We start from the raw sequence: 15,309 nt of genomic DNA on the forward strand, positions 1-15,309 counted from the left end.
TAAGTTAAATAATTGAGTATTATGATCTTTGTTGCATTTGTTTGAATTCCAATATGATAAATTCAGCAGGTCTGGAAGGAGCATATCCAATCTTTACAATCATTCTGCCGTCCAAAATATCTTGTGCTGACATAGTTTCGTTTAGACCAACCTGAACAAAAAAAGCATGTTCCGCTTTGGCACCAGCCAATGCACCATCGTTCCAAAGTGTGGTTAGGTAATTGTCCAGCATTCCTTTTACGCTTGCCCATGTTTGGGCTACGTTTGGTTCAAAAACAAATTGATTGCAGGCTTTTTTTGCCGATTCTTCTATCATATTTGCCAATCGGCGAACATTGATATATTTCCAATCGTTGTTGTTTCCGGCTAGTGTTCTTCCCCCCCAAACTATAAATCCTTTGCCGGTGAATTTCCGAATGGCATTGATGGATTTTCCAGTTTCATGGATGTTCATATCTTCTTGATCGGTGTCATTAATATCAGCAGTTAATCCAATAATGCCACTAACACTAACATTTGCAGGAGATTTCCAAACGCCTCTAGAAGCATCTGTTTGAGCATAAATACCAACCATAGCTCCTGATGGAGGAACGGTATTCATAGTTTGAGAAAGTTTGGCTACTATTGCTGAATAAATAGGAATACTTGATGTTAAGCTGTTTTCGTCTTCAGCAACGTACTTTTCAGTTGATTGACTCAAGCCATCTATTGCTGTTATAATTGCTGTATGAAGTTTGTTCAATTGTGCTTTGATTTTTGCGTAATCAGCCGCAATATCCGTTGTGTCCGGATCTGAGGTTAATAACTTTAAATACAAATTAGTTTGTGCAGGAACTTTTGTTTCGGAAGGTTTGAAATCAACAGCGCCTTCTTTCCAAGGAATGTCATCAAAAGCATTCTTTATTCCAGGGGTACTATATTGTACTATATATGTTGCTGTAGTTACAAGATAACGGGATTCAAAATCAACTAATTTTTGCGCAAACGGGCGTAATAATATAGGAATAGAATTATTTAAATAGTTTTTCAATCCTGTGTTCCCTAATGTACTGGGTTTGCCGTAAATTTTTAGTAAGTTCCAAATATTTCCTACAAATGTGCCTACATGTCCAAGGGTTGTTACGGTATCAACCTTTAGATTGACAGTTTTAGCAACACTCCATTTTTTTAACAAACCTGTAGTATCATTATAGACATCATTGTATAAAGAGCTAAAGCCATCAATCAACGGTTTGATTTTGGCATCGGATGAGTATATTGTTCCAAAATCTACTTTGCCACTAGCTGTTCCGTTTATATCATTAAATCTATAAGTGTATGGAAAAGCAGTTTTCAAATAAGGGTAATAAGAAGATCCGTATTTCATGTTTTGATTGCCAACATTGTCTCTAAAAGCACTGCTGTCTGCAATAAGGCTTGTTTCTTGTTTGACATCCATAACTGTAAATCGATCCATTAATTTAGCACATTGAGCTAAAGCTTTTTGTTGTACTAATCCCAACAAAACAGCACTTAAATTCACAGCATCCGGAAATAATATCAAAGTTGGTTCATCGAATTTTTCTAATTTTTCTATACCAGTTTCAAAAACACCATTGCTGTTGATTGTTGCCGTATAATCGCCTATAGAAACGATATAGCAAACACCGCCTCCATTAGTGTAAAAAAGGCGAATGCTGTTATAGAGTTTAAAGAGACTTTCGGTAACAGTACTATTGTCTGTTGGAACTAAGTTTGAGTCTAATTCGACCACAACGGCTTTAGGCAACGGAGCTCCTCCAAAAATTTGTTGAAACTCCATAAAGGAAGAAATCCGAACAGGAACTGTGGGTCCTTTTTCTGTATAACCCACAAATGCAGGTATGGCAGTTGCTACTTGAGCAATTGAAGGCGGAAATGCATCAATCTCATTGATATATACTCCAGGTGTTTTAAGAGAACTTACATTCATGACATTTTTTTTTATGGTTATATATTATTGTTTTTTAGCTTAAATCGTTTCTATAAGGCCAATTGTGTTGTTTTTGTCATTTTCCCAAAGGTTAATTTTAACTTCTTTGATTACTTCATCCTTAATGATTGTATCTATCTGTACAGGGTACAATCTCATTTTAAATAAAATAGAAGGCATATATTTTGATCCCAGATAAGACCACATTTGATTTAACTGTTCCATAGTTAAGCTTGTGATTTCAAAAGTTATTTTGGAATAGTTCAGTTTCTCGGCTTCCGTTTTTGACATAAAACCTGGGTAATATATCAGTTCAGTATCATCACTTTTGTAATAAAAAGTGCTGTTTTGCTGGAAGTAGTTTATGAGTAAATTCAGTTTTTCAATACCCGCCAAATACAAATCGGATTCCTCAACATAAGAACTAAATAAGATTGAAAAAATAAGATGCTGCGTTGGGTTTTTATATCTCGAAATGTTGACTTTATGGTCTGCCTCTTTTAGATAAACAGATTGATTTTTAAGAGTTCTGTCTTCTTCAATATTTACTATTGATAAAATAAGTGGAGATTTTGTCAAATTTAATTTGGAAGTATCTTCCAGTGTAGCTATGTTGGCAATAGCAATATCCAAGGAATTTGAATTAGGCTCTGATTTTATTTTCAAGACTAGATTAGAAAAAATTTTGGATATATTCATGGTTTTAAAATTTGTAACTAATTGAAAAAGAGGATCAAACCTACAAATATTTTAAAAGTCAAGTGTGCGTAGAAATACCTGTTTTTTAAATGTAAATAACTAATTGCTAGTGATTTAAATATTTTTATTTTCTTTCCTTTTTGAAAGTAAATAATTGTCTTGGGTATTCAAATACAGTAAAATATAACTTTAACGGGCGCTCATTGCCTTTTTATTTTAAAATTTCTTACTTTCGCACCTCGATTAAGAAAAGGATAAAATGAGCACAAAATTTACTGAATACAAAGGACTTGACTTGCCAACAGTGGCGTCAGAAGTGCTGGATTTTTGGAAGAAAGAAAATATATTTGAAAAGAGCGTAACCACCCGCGAAGGAGCTGAACCGTTTGTGTTTTTTGAAGGGCCGCCTTCGGCAAATGGATTGCCTGGAATTCACCACGTAATGGCGCGTGCGATTAAAGATATTTTTTGCAGATATAAAACTCAAAAAGGATTTCAAGTAAAGCGTAAAGCAGGTTGGGATACGCATGGTTTGCCTGTTGAATTAGGTACTGAGAAAGAACTTGGAATTACCAAAGAAGATATAGGAAAAAAAATAACCGTAGAAGAGTATAACGAAGCGTGTAAGAAAACCGTAATGCGTTATACCGATGTATGGAACGACCTGACCGAAAAAATGGGATATTGGGTTGATATGGAAGATCCGTATGTGACTTATAAATCCAAATATATGGAATCGGTTTGGTGGCTGCTAAAACAAATCTACAACAAGGATTTGATGTACAAAGGCTATACCATTCAGCCGTATTCTCCAAAAGCTGGGACAGGTTTGAGTTCGCACGAAGTGAACCAGCCGGGAAGTTACAGAGACGTAACTGATACGACAGTTGTGGCTCAGTTCAAAGTATTAGAAGATCAAAAAGAATTGGTTTTTAACACTTTTTATGATTACATCAGTTCCAATAATTTGAAACATTATAAGTTAGAAAGACTGGATCTGGATGAAATTCATTTCTTGGCTTGGACGACTACGCCTTGGACTTTACCGAGTAATACTGCATTGACCGTTGGCCCTAGAATTGACTATGTTCTGGTAAAAACGTTCAATCAATATACTTTCCGTCCATCAAACGTGATTTTGGCAAAAAATCTCGTTGGTAAACAATTTGGAAAAGGATTTTTTGAAAGCAACGAATCATCGGATTTTGAAAATTTCAAAGAAGGAGACAAAAAAACACCATTTCACATACTTGCCGAATGTAAAGGAGCTGATTTAGTCGGAATCCGTTACGAGCAATTATTGCCATTTGCATTGCCATATCAAAATCCAGAAAATGCTTTTAGAGTAATTTCAGGAGATTTTGTGACAACTGAAGATGGAACAGGAATTGTGCATACAGCTCCTACTTTTGGTGCCGATGATGCCAAAGTTGCCAAAGAAGCTACTCCAGAGGTACCACCAATGTTAGTTTTAGATGAAAACGGAACTCCAGTTCCATTAGTAAATCTGCAGGGAAAATTTATTGACGGATTAGGAAGTTACTCTGGAAAATATGTTAAAAATGAATATTATACAGCTGTAGATGGAGATGCGCCTGAACGATCTGTTGATGTTGAAATCGCTATTCAATTAAAAGAAGAAAATAAAGCATTCAAAGTAGAGAAATATGTACACAGTTACCCACATTGCTGGAGAACTGATACGCCAATCTTATATTATCCTTTGGATTCGTGGTTTATAAAAATTACTGAGGTTAGAGATAGAATGTTCGATTTGAACGAAACCATCAATTGGAAACCAAAAGCAACCGGAGAAGGACGTTTCGGGAATTGGCTGAAAAATGCTAACGACTGGAATTTATCGCGCTCTCGTTTTTGGGGAATCCCATTGCCAATTTGGAGAAACGAAGAAGGAACAGAAGAAATACTGATAGGTTCTGTTGAAGAATTATACAACGAAATTGAAAAATCAATTGTTGCAGGTTTCCAAAAAGAAAATCCTTTCAAAGGTTTTGAAATTGGAAATATGGACGAATCAAACTATGATTTAATCGATTTGCATAAAAATGTAGTAGATCAGATTACTTTGGTTTCCGCTTCTGGAAAACCAATGAAACGCGAATCTGATTTGATAGACGTTTGGTTTGATTCTGGAGCAATGCCTTATGCACAATGGCATTATCCTTTTGAAAACAAAGATAAAATAGACGAAAACAAAGATTTTCCGGCAAATTTCATTGCCGAAGGAGTAGACCAGACACGTGGCTGGTTTTATACTTTGCACGCTATTGGAACTTTGGTTTTTGATAAAATAGCCTATAAAAATGTAGTGTCAAACGGTTTGGTCTTAGATAAAAATGGACAAAAAATGTCCAAGCGTTTGGGTAATGCAGCCGATCCTTTTGAAACTTTAAAAGAATATGGACCTGATGCTACACGCTGGTACATGATCTCAAACGCAAATCCTTGGGATAACTTAAAATTCGATTTAGAAGGAATTGCTGAGGTGCGCCGTAAGTTCTTCGGAACGTTATATAACACTTATTCGTTCTTTAGCTTATATGCTAATATTGATGGTTTTAAATACTCAGAAGCTGAAATTCCTATAAACGAAAGACCAGAAATCGACCAATGGATTATATCCGAATTGAATACATTAATTGCTGAAGTTGATGGATTCTATGATGATTATGAACCAACAAAAGCGGCCCGTGCGATATCTGAATTTGTACAGGAAAATCTAAGTAACTGGTACGTTCGTTTGTGCCGCCGCCGTTTCTGGAAGGGAGAATATGCACAAGATAAAATTGCAGCTTATCAAACGCTTTATACATGTTTATTAACAGTCAGTAAATTAAGTGCGCCTATAGCACCGTTCTTTATGGATGCCCTTTATAGAGACCTGACAAAAGCAGCAGAAACAGAAAATTTTGGGTCAGTACATTTAGCTCAGTTCCCTGTTTCAGTTGAAAAGTATGTTAATAAAATGTTAGAGAGCAAAATGCAGAAAGCGCAGACGATTTCTTCTCTTGTTTTATCATTACGCAAAAAAGAGATGATTAAGGTGCGTCAGCCGCTTCAAAAGGTAATGATTCCAGTACTTGACGAGAATCAGAGGCTTGAAATTGAAGCCGTTTCCGACCTGATAAAGGCAGAGGTAAACGTGAAAGAAATCGTACTTTTAGATGATGCTTCAGGTATTTTGATTAAACAGATTAAACCGAATTTCAAAGCTTTAGGTCCGCGTTTCGGAAAAGATATGGGATTGATTTCCAAAGAGATACAAAATTTGTCTGCAGAACAAATCTCACAATTTGATAAAGAAGGCACGCTATCGGTTGTAATTGCTGGAAATAGTGTAATTTTATCACTGGAAGATGTAGAAATATCGTCGCAGGACATCGAAGGATGGCTGGTTGCCAATTCAAACGGAATAACAGTTGCATTAGATATTATAATTTCTCCCGAGCTAAAACAAGAAGGAATTGCAAGGGAATTGGTGAACAGGATTCAAAATATCAGGAAAGATGCCGGATTTGAAGTGACAGATAAAATTAAAGTACATTTGCAAAAGAATGATACTTTGGAAACAGCAGCAAAAGCCAACGAAGACTATATCAAATCGGAAACTTTGACAGAAGTGCTTGTTTTTGAGGAAATTATAGAGAATGGCACGGAAATTGACTTTGATGGAATAACAACAAGTATAATAATTACAAAAAATTAGTATTATGGTAGATGAAGTTGCAAGATACTCTGACGCTGATTTAGCAGAGTTTAAGGAAATCATTCAGAATAAAATCGTAAAGGCTCAAGCCGATTTAGATTTGATTAAGAGCGCCTATATGAATGACCTTAACAACGGTACGGATGATACATCTCCCACGTTTAAAGCATTTGAAGAAGGCAGCGAAATCATGTCAAAAGAAGCAAACTCACAGCTTGCAATTCGTCAGGAAAAGTTTATACGAGATTTGAAGAGTGCATTATTTAGAGTAGAAAATAAAACGTACGGTGTTTGTAGAATTACCGGAAAATTAATTGGAAAAGAAAGACTAAAAATTGTTCCTCATGCCACAATGAGCATTGAGGCAAAAAATCTTCAGAGATAAAAGTCTTTATGCCACAATAATTAACGCTCCTTTAGGAGCGTTTTTTTTTCTTAATTTATTACTTTTACGCCGTTAAAAATTTTAGAGATGTCATTAGTCAAAGCATATTTTCTTATTGTTCTTATATTGTTGGTAGATCAGGTGTCTAAAATTTATGTAAAAACAAATTTTATTTTAGGAGAAGAGGTTCATGTATTCAATTGGTTTCAAATTCATTTTATCGAAAATGAAGGGATGGCCTGGGGAACAAAAATACCTGGAGAATACGGAAAATTAATCTTAACGGTTTTTAGACTTTTTGCCGTAACAGGAATTGGTTACTGGCTGTGGGATGCTGTAGAAAGAAAGAAAAGTTCCAATTATCTTATTGTTGCTATTGCCCTGATATTTGCAGGTGCATTAGGAAATATAATTGATTCTGTATTTTATGGAGTCATATTCGATAACAGCCACCAGCAGTTAGCCACTCTATTTTCAGATAACCCTTATGGAACCTGGCTAAACGGACAGGTAGTAGATATGTTTTACTTTCCTTTTGTAAGAGATTATCCAATGCCGGAATGGATTCCTTATTTTGGCGGACGCAATTTTACTTTTTTCAATGCCATTTTCAATATTGCCGATGTGGCTATTTCAACAGGTGTTGGAATTTTAATAGTATTTAATAAAAAAGCATTTCATAAGAATCATTAATATTTTGTCTCCATTTCTTTCAAAGAGGATTTGGGCAAGACCACATTAAAACAAGGGGCAAACTCAGCATATCGCTTAGTCGCCCCTTTTTTTAATGCGGTCGGGCTATACGCGCTACGTTGGTAGCTTGCTTCTATCTCTCTTGCGGTCGTAAATCATGATAATTAGTTTCAAAAGGTATTTTTTAACCTTGCAACCTGAGTTCGATTATTCAATAATTTGTTATTTATTGGATATCCTGCAAGGTTTTTTCAACCTTGTAGGTATGAATACTAATGATAAGATACCTACAAGGTCTCGAAAAAGACCTTGCAGGAACATTAACTGATATAATTTATTTGTAAACAAGTTTTGTGCTGTATTAATCGAACTCAGGTTTGCAGGATATTTTTTTAACTTGAGTCAGATTGTTTCTTTATTTTTAATAATAGAAAAATGACCAAATCTTTCTGCGCCAAAATTTATTTCACTTTTTTTGGAAAAAATTAAAAGAGGCAAACCCATTACAGACTGCCTCTTTTCGTTTTATTTATTATGGCCTGGAGCGTAATTTTTGGCGCTCTTTTGACCAGTTATTTTTTTAGCTTGTCCCGGAGGCAATGGTTTTGCTTTAGCAGTATTGTGACTTGTTCCAACGCTAACTGCACAGTTTGATAATGAAAGGCTGAATACTGCAGCTAAAAGGGTAGCCGTAAATCTTGGAGTTTTAAACATTTTCATGATTTAATTGTAGATTATATACAAGGCAAAAGTACTGTTTATAAATTAGAATTCATGAACTCCGCTCGGGCAAATGCAATAATCCAACAATACATCAGTTTCAAAAACATCCGAAATGAGTGCTTCGGGTTCAAAAAAAGACAGCCCAATTTTAATGGTATCGGGTTTGCATTGAGAGAGGAATTTATCATAAAAGCCTTTGCCGTAACCTACTCGGTTTCCTTTTTGGTCATAAGCCAAAAGCGGGATAAAAACGACTTCAATTTTTGTGGCAGGAACCTCAATGCCATCAACAGGTTCGGGAATGTTGTGTTCGTTTTTCTTTATTTTAGTATTGTCAGTCAAAAGAAAATGAGTCATGTTTAGGGTCAGAAAATCACTTTTTGAAATCACAATTTCTTTATCTTTTCCCGACAGGAGATGCAGTATAAACTCAGTATTGATTTCCTTTTGTTCTTCAATGGGCAAAAAAACATGAAAATAGGTCTTGTCCCAAATGGGAAGTTTCAGTATTTCATTGGCAATAGCTAGGCTTAAATTCTCAATTTCAGCAGTAGTAAGATTTTGTCTTAATACTTTATATTTCTGTCTTAATTCCTTTTTCAACATAAAGTGATTCCTTTTTTAGATCGGTTATAAAAGTACTTAAATGATCTACTTCTACATGATCCATAATCACAATTTTATACCATGAATTATCACCATTGTGTTTTTGGGGAACCAAATCGTATTTTTTGACTAAAGATTTTTTTATGAATTGCGACTGAATGGTGATAATATTCATAAACGGTTCTCTAAAATAGGCGATTTTTAATTCGTCTAATTGATCACATAGCCATTGGGCTCTCATTTGTAAAACCCGTATTTTTTCACACCAGCCAAATGGACCATAGGTGAATAAAATCATCCAAACTGCTACGGCATTAGATCCAGACCGGCTGCCACAAAGAGTTAGATCCATGCCTTCAATATATTCGGCTTCTTTAGTCAAAACATTTTCGATTAATCCTTTACGGCAAAGAAAAATTCCTGTGCCATAAGGAGCCTGCAGCATTTTGTGAGCATCAATAGTTATGGAGCTAATTTTTGGGTTCTCAAAATTCAGTTCACTTTCCTTATCACTAAAAGGATAAATAAAGCCTCCGTAAGCGGCGTCAATATGTATTTTATAAATGAGGTGGTGTTTTTCTAAAATTTGGACATAATCATTCGGATTGTCTATTGCGCCAAACATGGTAGTTCCCATATTTGAGATTACGATGAAATATTTTTTTCCTTTCTTTTTGGCCTTAATGATGATATTTTCCAATTGGAAAGTGTCTATTTCCCGAGTAAGGAAATCAACAGGAACTTTTAGCCAATCCAGCATCAGGATATTGGCTGCTTTTGGGATAGAGTAATGGGTGTCTTCGGATGCCAAAATAGCTATTTCATACGGATTCGCACCCAGTTTATAACTGAAATAATTGCGGTACATCCAAATGGCCTGAATATTGGCTTCGGTGCCGCCGGGAGAAATGTATCCATCATACGATTTAGGCTGTGCTTTAAAAACATCTACTGCGAGTACATCTAGAACTTCGCGCTCTATTTCTTGAGTACCTTTGAATGCTTTTTCAGAACTGCCTAAGGTGTGGCATCCGATGTGGTTGGGATTGGCAACATAAGTTTTTAATGTAGGCGCGTCGGCCAAGAAAGAAGCTTCTTCATAATATACTTTACTGTCCAGTTTTGAGGCGGGGTAGCCTAGAGAAGTGTCCAAAGTAAAGTTGACGTTTTCTTCTAATGCTTTTTCAATTCGGGCTTGTCTTTCTTTTTGGGATAACTTTTTCCAATACAGCATAATCTCTTATTTTTATTCAAAAATAAGAGTATTGATTGGCGAAAAATATGATAATTGTTAGGTTTTACTCACTGTCTTCTTCGGCAGTATTCGAAAGATGATAGATGGCATCTCCTTGATAAACAATGGGGGAGTGGTTGGCGTTGAGTACATATCCGTCATTTGGAGCTTTTATTTTTCGTTCAAATTTCCCAAAAGGATCTGTTATCATTCCTAATATTGTTCCTTTTTTTACAAACTGTCCTACCAGATTATTGTCAATTAATAAACCGGAACATTTGGCTCGCAACCAACCCGATTTTTCAATATAAATTGTCGGTTTCTTTTGTGGAGGAGCATAATGTTTCAGATCCAGCATGTCCAAATGTTTTAAAAGGCGTTTGACTCCATTAATGCCTTCCTGAGCCACTTCGTGATTAATATCTAAGGATTTTCCGCCCTCAAACAGCAGCATTTTTATGTTTAATTTTTCGCTGGAACTTCTAAAAGAACCTGCTATATTTTTTGAGTATAATGTGAAAGGCGCACTAAAGGCATCGGCCAGCAGTTTTGTATTTGGGTTATTTGGCGTAAGCCTGATCTGCGGGGCGTTAAATCTACTGGAGCCCCCAGCGTGAAAATCTACGGCATAATCGACAAGCGGCATGATTTCGGTTATGATATGATAGGCAAATCGACTGGCCAAGGATCCCTTTCTGCTTCCTGGAAATACCCGATTTAAATCTCTTCCATCTGGAAAATCTCTGGATCTATTAATAAATCCATAAATGTTTATGATAGGAATACAAATGATAGTGCCTTTTTTGGGTTTGTTTATTTTTTTGGAGATGAGCTGTCTTACGATTTCGATGCCATTAAATTCGTCTCCATGAATGCCCCCGGAAAAAAGGACAACGGGACCTTCAATCTTGGAACGTCTTATAATAATCGGAATTGTTAGTTTGGTAGTAGTGTGTAATCGGGCAATTTCCAGCTGAATCGTTTTACTTTCTCCAGGCAAAACGCTTTCGCCAAAAATGACTAATGGTTTTGAGTTTTTCATGTTTTAAAATAAAAATCTAAATATAGAAATTATTTAATTGGTATTAGAAAAATCATATTGGTTTGCTTGATTGTTATTTGTAAATTTGGAAAAATGAAGAATTGGGATTTTTTTGATATAAAAAATTAATTCTCAGAAGCTTTTAAAAAAATGACCAATCCAACTTTAGCCCTGCAAATACAAACCCTTCCTGATGGTCCCGGCGTATATCAATATTACGATAAGGAAGGGAAGATTTTATATGTGGGCAAAGCCAAGAATCTAAAAAAGAGAGTCTCTTCCTATTTTAATAAAATCCACGATACGGCAAAAACGAATGTGCTGGTTAAGAAAATAATAACCATCAAGCACATTGTTGTTCCGACAGAAACTGATGCTCTTTTATTGGAAAATAATCTGATAAAAACACTGCAGCCCAGATACAATGTGCTGTTGCGTGACGATAAAAGCTATCCTTGGCTGTGTATCAAAAAAGAACCTTTTTCTCGAATTTTTGCCACCCGCAGAATGGTCAAAGACGGGTCTGAATATTTTGGACCTTATACCAATTTCAAGACCGTACACACGATTTTGGATTTGATAAAAGAACTGTATCCGTTACGAACCTGCAATTACGATTTGAGCAAAAGCAATATTGACAGCGGAAAATTCAAACTGTGTTTGGAATATCATATTGGCAATTGCAAAGGGCCTTGTGAAGGATTCGAAACATTGGAACATTACCAAAAACAAGTGAATGCCATTCGTGAAATTTTGAAAGGAAACTTCAAAGAAAGCATGAAAGATTTTAAGCGTCTGATGACCAGTTACGCACAAGATATGAAGTATGAAGAGGCACAAAAAATAAAGGAGAAGATTGAAATTTTAGAAAATTACCAATCACGTTCTACCATTGTAAATCCAAAGATTACCAATATTGATGTCTTCTCTATAGTTTCAGATGAGAGCTCGGCTTTTGTCAATTTTCTGCAAATTTCGCATGGATCGATCATACGATCTCATACGATGGAAATTAAGAAGAAACTGGAGGAAACAGACGAAGAATTACTGGAATTGGCTATAATAGAATTAAGAGAGCGTTTTCAGTTATTGTCCAAGGAAGTGATTGTGCCATTTGAAGTAGATTTAGGCGAACAGATAAAAATTACCGTACCGCAATTAGGAGACAAAAAACAAATATTGGATTTGTCGATCCGCAATGCTAAGTTTTACAGAATTGAGCAGCTGAAACAATTGCAGATAGTGGATCCCGACCGTCATACCAATAGGATAATGGCTCAGATGAAGAGTGATTTACGCTTGCCGGTAGAACCCAGACATATAGAATGTTTTGATAATTCGAACATCCAAGGAACAAATCCCGTAGCCGCCTGCGTGGTTTTCAAGGACGGAAAAGCCAGTAAAAAAGACTACCGTCATTTTAATGTCAAAACTGTAGTGGGACCAGACGATTTTGCTTCGATGGAAGAAATTGTCTTTCGCCGTTACAAAAGATTATTGGACGAAAACGAACCTTTGCCTAATTTAATAATTATTGACGGAGGGAAAGGACAGTTATCATCAGCTTTAAAAAGTATAGATGCTTTAGGGCTGCGCGGTAAAATTGCGATTATAGGAATAGCCAAAAGACTCGAAGAGTTATTTTATCCAGGAGATTCTGTTCCTTTGTATTTGGATAAAAAGTCGGAAACTCTAAAAGTTATTCAGCAATTACGGAATGAAGCGCACCGTTTTGGAATTACGTTTCACCGGGACAAAAGAAGCAAATCGGCACTGAATTCTTCTATAGAAAACATTCCCGGAATTGGCGAAAAAACAATGCTCACATTAATTCAGCATTTTAAAAGTGTTAAAAGATTAAAGTTAGCTGCAGAAAAAGAAATTGCTGACGTTATTGGAGTATCAAAAGCGAAAAAAATTACCGACTTTTACAAAACGCAAAAATGATTTTTTTAAAGAAGTAAAAAAATCTAAAATCAAAGTAACTTGCTCCTTATGTATAGAATATTGTTTTTTATTCTTTTTTTAACTTGCTTGAATTCATTTTCACAAGATGCACCCCAAAAGGCTAAAATAGGCTTGGTGCTAAGTGGAGGCGGAGCCAAAGGATTTGCACATATTGGGGTTTTAAATGTACTGGAAGATGCTGGAATAAAAATAGACTGCATCGGCGGAACCAGTATGGGGGCAGTCATAGGAGGGCTTTATGCTATGGGATACAATGCTAAACAAATTGATTCTATTATTGATACAACCAATTTTAGTAACGTTATTAGTGATTTTATCCCCCGGTCTTCCAAAAATTTTTATGAAAAGCGAAATGATGAATTGTACGCTTTAATACTTCCATTCAATAAATTTAGTATTGGTACCCCCGAGGCATTGTCTAAAGGAATGTATAATTTCAATTTATTGAGCCGTTTGACATTCCCTGTTCGGCATGTTCGTGATTTTAACGAATTGCCTATCCCTTTTTTGTGTATAGGAACTAATATTGCGGCTGGAGAGCAAGTGGTTTTTAATAAAGGAATATTGGCGCAGGCCATAACTGGAAGTTCGTCTTTGCCTTCCATCTTTGCACCGATAATTATTGATAATAACCTCATTATCGATGGCGGAGTGATTAATAATTACCCTATAGACGAAGTTCGAAAAATGGGAGCCGACATAATAATTGGGGTCGATGTACAGTCTGGTCTGCTTAATAAAGACGAGTTAAGAAGTGCTTCGAGGGTTTTCTTTCAAATTACTAATCTGCAGATGATTGAAAGAATGAAAAAAAATGCAAATCTGACAGAAATTTACATAAAGCCCGATGTGAAAAATTACGGGGTAGTATCTTTTGAAAGAGCTGCCGAAATTATCAAAAAGGGAGAAGATGCCACTTTTTCCGTATATGAAAAAATAGATCTTTTAGTCGATAAAGCAAATCCGTATCATAAACCCAAACTTAAGGTTCAAACCGATAGCTTAAGCATTGTAGACATTAAAACAAATGAGCTCAAAAATTATTCGAGGGATTATATTATTGGTAAATTAAATTTTAAGCCGAAGTCTAAAATAAGTTTCAAAGATTTGGAAACAGGAATAAATAACCTTAATGCCACACAAAATTTTAGTAATGTGAGTTATTATTTTGATAAAAACGGAGAATATGATGATTTGGTTCTTACCCTAACAGAAAGTCCGGTAAAAACAAATTTAAAATTTGCTCTGCATTATGACGGATTGTATAAAAGTGCTGTTTTGGCCAATATTACCAATAAAAAAACGTTTTTTAAAAATGATTTTTTATCTGCTGATTTGGCACTGGGAGATAATGTAAGATATTATTTTGACTACTATATTGATAACGGATTTCAATTGAGTTATGGTTTCAAATCACAGCTGAACCAATTCAATAAGAATGTTCCTGTTAGTGTAATAACGTATAATATTAATGGAGTAAATTCTATAAATATCGATTATTTAAATTTGACAAATCAAGTTTACATTCAATCTTTATTTGCACAAAAATTTCTTATTGGTGTGGGAGCTGAGTTTGAATATCTGGACATTTCCTCAGAGACGCTTGAGTTAAATTCAAATATTACAAAGAGTAGTTATGGCAGTGTTTTCGGATACATTAAATATGACTCCTATGATAATAAATACTTTCCAAAAAAAGGGTGGTATTTCTCAGGGAATCCTCAGTTTTATATGTTTTCTTCAGAGAGTGATGCTAATTTCAAACCTTTTTTTATTGTAAAAGGGGAGGCCGGAATTGCCAAAACAGTTTTTAAAAATGCAACTATCAAATTTCAGATTGAGGCAGGAACATCTGTTGGTGATAAAAGTATGCCTTATTTTGATTTTATTTTGGGTGGATATGGATATTATAACACCAACAATTTCAAGTATTTTTATGGGTATGATTTCTTAAGCATTTCGGGAAACAGTTATTTGGAATCAACGTTCACATTCGACTATGAAGTTTTTAAAAAGAATCATATTAATTTTTCTGCCAATTATGCTAATCTAGGCGATAAACTCTACAATTCGTTAGATTGGGTTTCATTGCCTAAATATTCTGGTTATGCTTTGGGTTATGGATTAGAAACCGTAATTGGTCCCGTCGAAGTAAAATATTCCTGGTCGCCAGAAATCTCCAATTCTTATATTTGGTTTTCTGTTGGATTTATTTTTTAATTTGTATTTTTTGTTAAAAAAAATTACGATATTTGTAATTATGAAAACAAATTGGATAGGT

11 protein-coding genes are annotated in these 15,309 nt (G+C 35.2%); 5 read left to right on the forward strand and 6 right to left on the reverse strand.

The annotated features are described in order from the left end of the window. Nucleotides 1–19: 19 nt before the first annotated feature. Together CLU83_RS17610 and CLU83_RS17615 are read right to left on the reverse strand one after the other, a co-directional pair. Nucleotides 20–1,951: a phage tail sheath C-terminal domain-containing protein gene (locus tag CLU83_RS17610; protein ID WP_100432819.1), complete on the reverse strand. Its 1,932-nt coding sequence runs from the start codon at nt 1,949–1,951 to the stop codon at nt 20–22. Between the two features lie 39 nt (nt 1,952–1,990). Continuing rightward, the gene (locus CLU83_RS17615; protein ID WP_100432820.1) at nt 1,991–2,650 is read right to left on the reverse strand and encodes a Pvc16 family protein; all 660 of its coding nucleotides are present in this window, start codon (nt 2,648–2,650) and stop codon (nt 1,991–1,993) included. Nucleotides 2,651–2,909: 259 nt separating this feature from the next. Between CLU83_RS17615 and ileS the strand changes: the two genes are divergently transcribed. The 3 genes from ileS (at nt 2,910) to CLU83_RS17630 (ending at nt 7,455) form a co-directional block, all read left to right on the forward strand. Further along, nucleotides 2,910–6,377: an isoleucine--tRNA ligase gene (gene ileS / locus CLU83_RS17620; protein ID WP_100432821.1), complete on the forward strand. Its 3,468-nt coding sequence runs from the start codon at nt 2,910–2,912 to the stop codon at nt 6,375–6,377. Nucleotides 6,378–6,381: 4 nt separating this feature from the next. After that, nucleotides 6,382–6,762 (forward strand): TraR/DksA C4-type zinc finger protein, encoded by a 381-nt coding sequence (locus tag CLU83_RS17625; protein ID WP_100432822.1) that lies wholly within the window; start codon nt 6,382–6,384, stop codon nt 6,760–6,762. A gap of 87 nt (nt 6,763–6,849) precedes the next feature. After that, nucleotides 6,850–7,455 carry a lipoprotein signal peptidase gene (locus tag CLU83_RS17630; RefSeq protein ID WP_100432823.1) on the forward strand — a complete coding sequence of 202 codons (606 nt, stop codon included), beginning with the start codon at nt 6,850–6,852 and terminating at the stop codon, nt 7,453–7,455. 525 nt (nt 7,456–7,980) lie between these two features. Here the strand turns inward: CLU83_RS17630 and CLU83_RS17635 are convergent. The 4 genes from CLU83_RS17635 to CLU83_RS17650 all read right to left on the reverse strand — a co-directional run bounded on the left by CLU83_RS17635 (nt 7,981) and on the right by CLU83_RS17650 (nt 11,060). Continuing rightward, a complete protein-coding gene (locus CLU83_RS17635) occupies nt 7,981–8,175 on the reverse strand; it encodes a hypothetical protein (protein ID WP_198512311.1) in 195 nt (64 codons plus the stop codon). Nucleotides 8,176–8,220: 45 nt separating this feature from the next. Beyond that, nucleotides 8,221–8,784: a 5-formyltetrahydrofolate cyclo-ligase gene (locus CLU83_RS17640; protein WP_100432824.1), complete on the reverse strand. Its 564-nt coding sequence runs from the start codon at nt 8,782–8,784 to the stop codon at nt 8,221–8,223. Beyond that, the gene (locus tag CLU83_RS17645; protein ID WP_100432825.1) at nt 8,753–10,018 is read right to left on the reverse strand and encodes a pyridoxal-dependent decarboxylase; all 1,266 of its coding nucleotides are present in this window, start codon (nt 10,016–10,018) and stop codon (nt 8,753–8,755) included. The genes CLU83_RS17640 and CLU83_RS17645 overlap by 32 nt, the downstream gene beginning before the upstream one ends. 64 nt (nt 10,019–10,082) lie before the next feature. Continuing rightward, nucleotides 10,083–11,060 (reverse strand): succinylglutamate desuccinylase/aspartoacylase family protein, encoded by a 978-nt coding sequence (locus CLU83_RS17650; RefSeq protein ID WP_100432826.1) that lies wholly within the window; start codon nt 11,058–11,060, stop codon nt 10,083–10,085. Between the two features lie 150 nt (nt 11,061–11,210). On the opposite strand from CLU83_RS17650, the gene uvrC reads away from it, so the two are divergent. Next, a complete protein-coding gene (gene uvrC / locus CLU83_RS17655) occupies nt 11,211–13,007 on the forward strand; it encodes an excinuclease ABC subunit UvrC (protein ID WP_100432827.1) in 1,797 nt (598 codons plus the stop codon). A gap of 87 nt (nt 13,008–13,094) precedes the next feature. Next, nucleotides 13,095–15,248, forward strand: coding sequence for a patatin-like phospholipase family protein (locus CLU83_RS17660; protein WP_369828781.1), 2,154 nt, complete (start codon nt 13,095–13,097; stop codon nt 15,246–15,248). Nucleotides 15,249–15,309: the final 61 nt, after the last annotated feature.

This window comes from Flavobacterium sp. 1 (assembly GCF_002797935.1).
Classification (GTDB): domain Bacteria; phylum Bacteroidota; class Bacteroidia; order Flavobacteriales; family Flavobacteriaceae; genus Flavobacterium.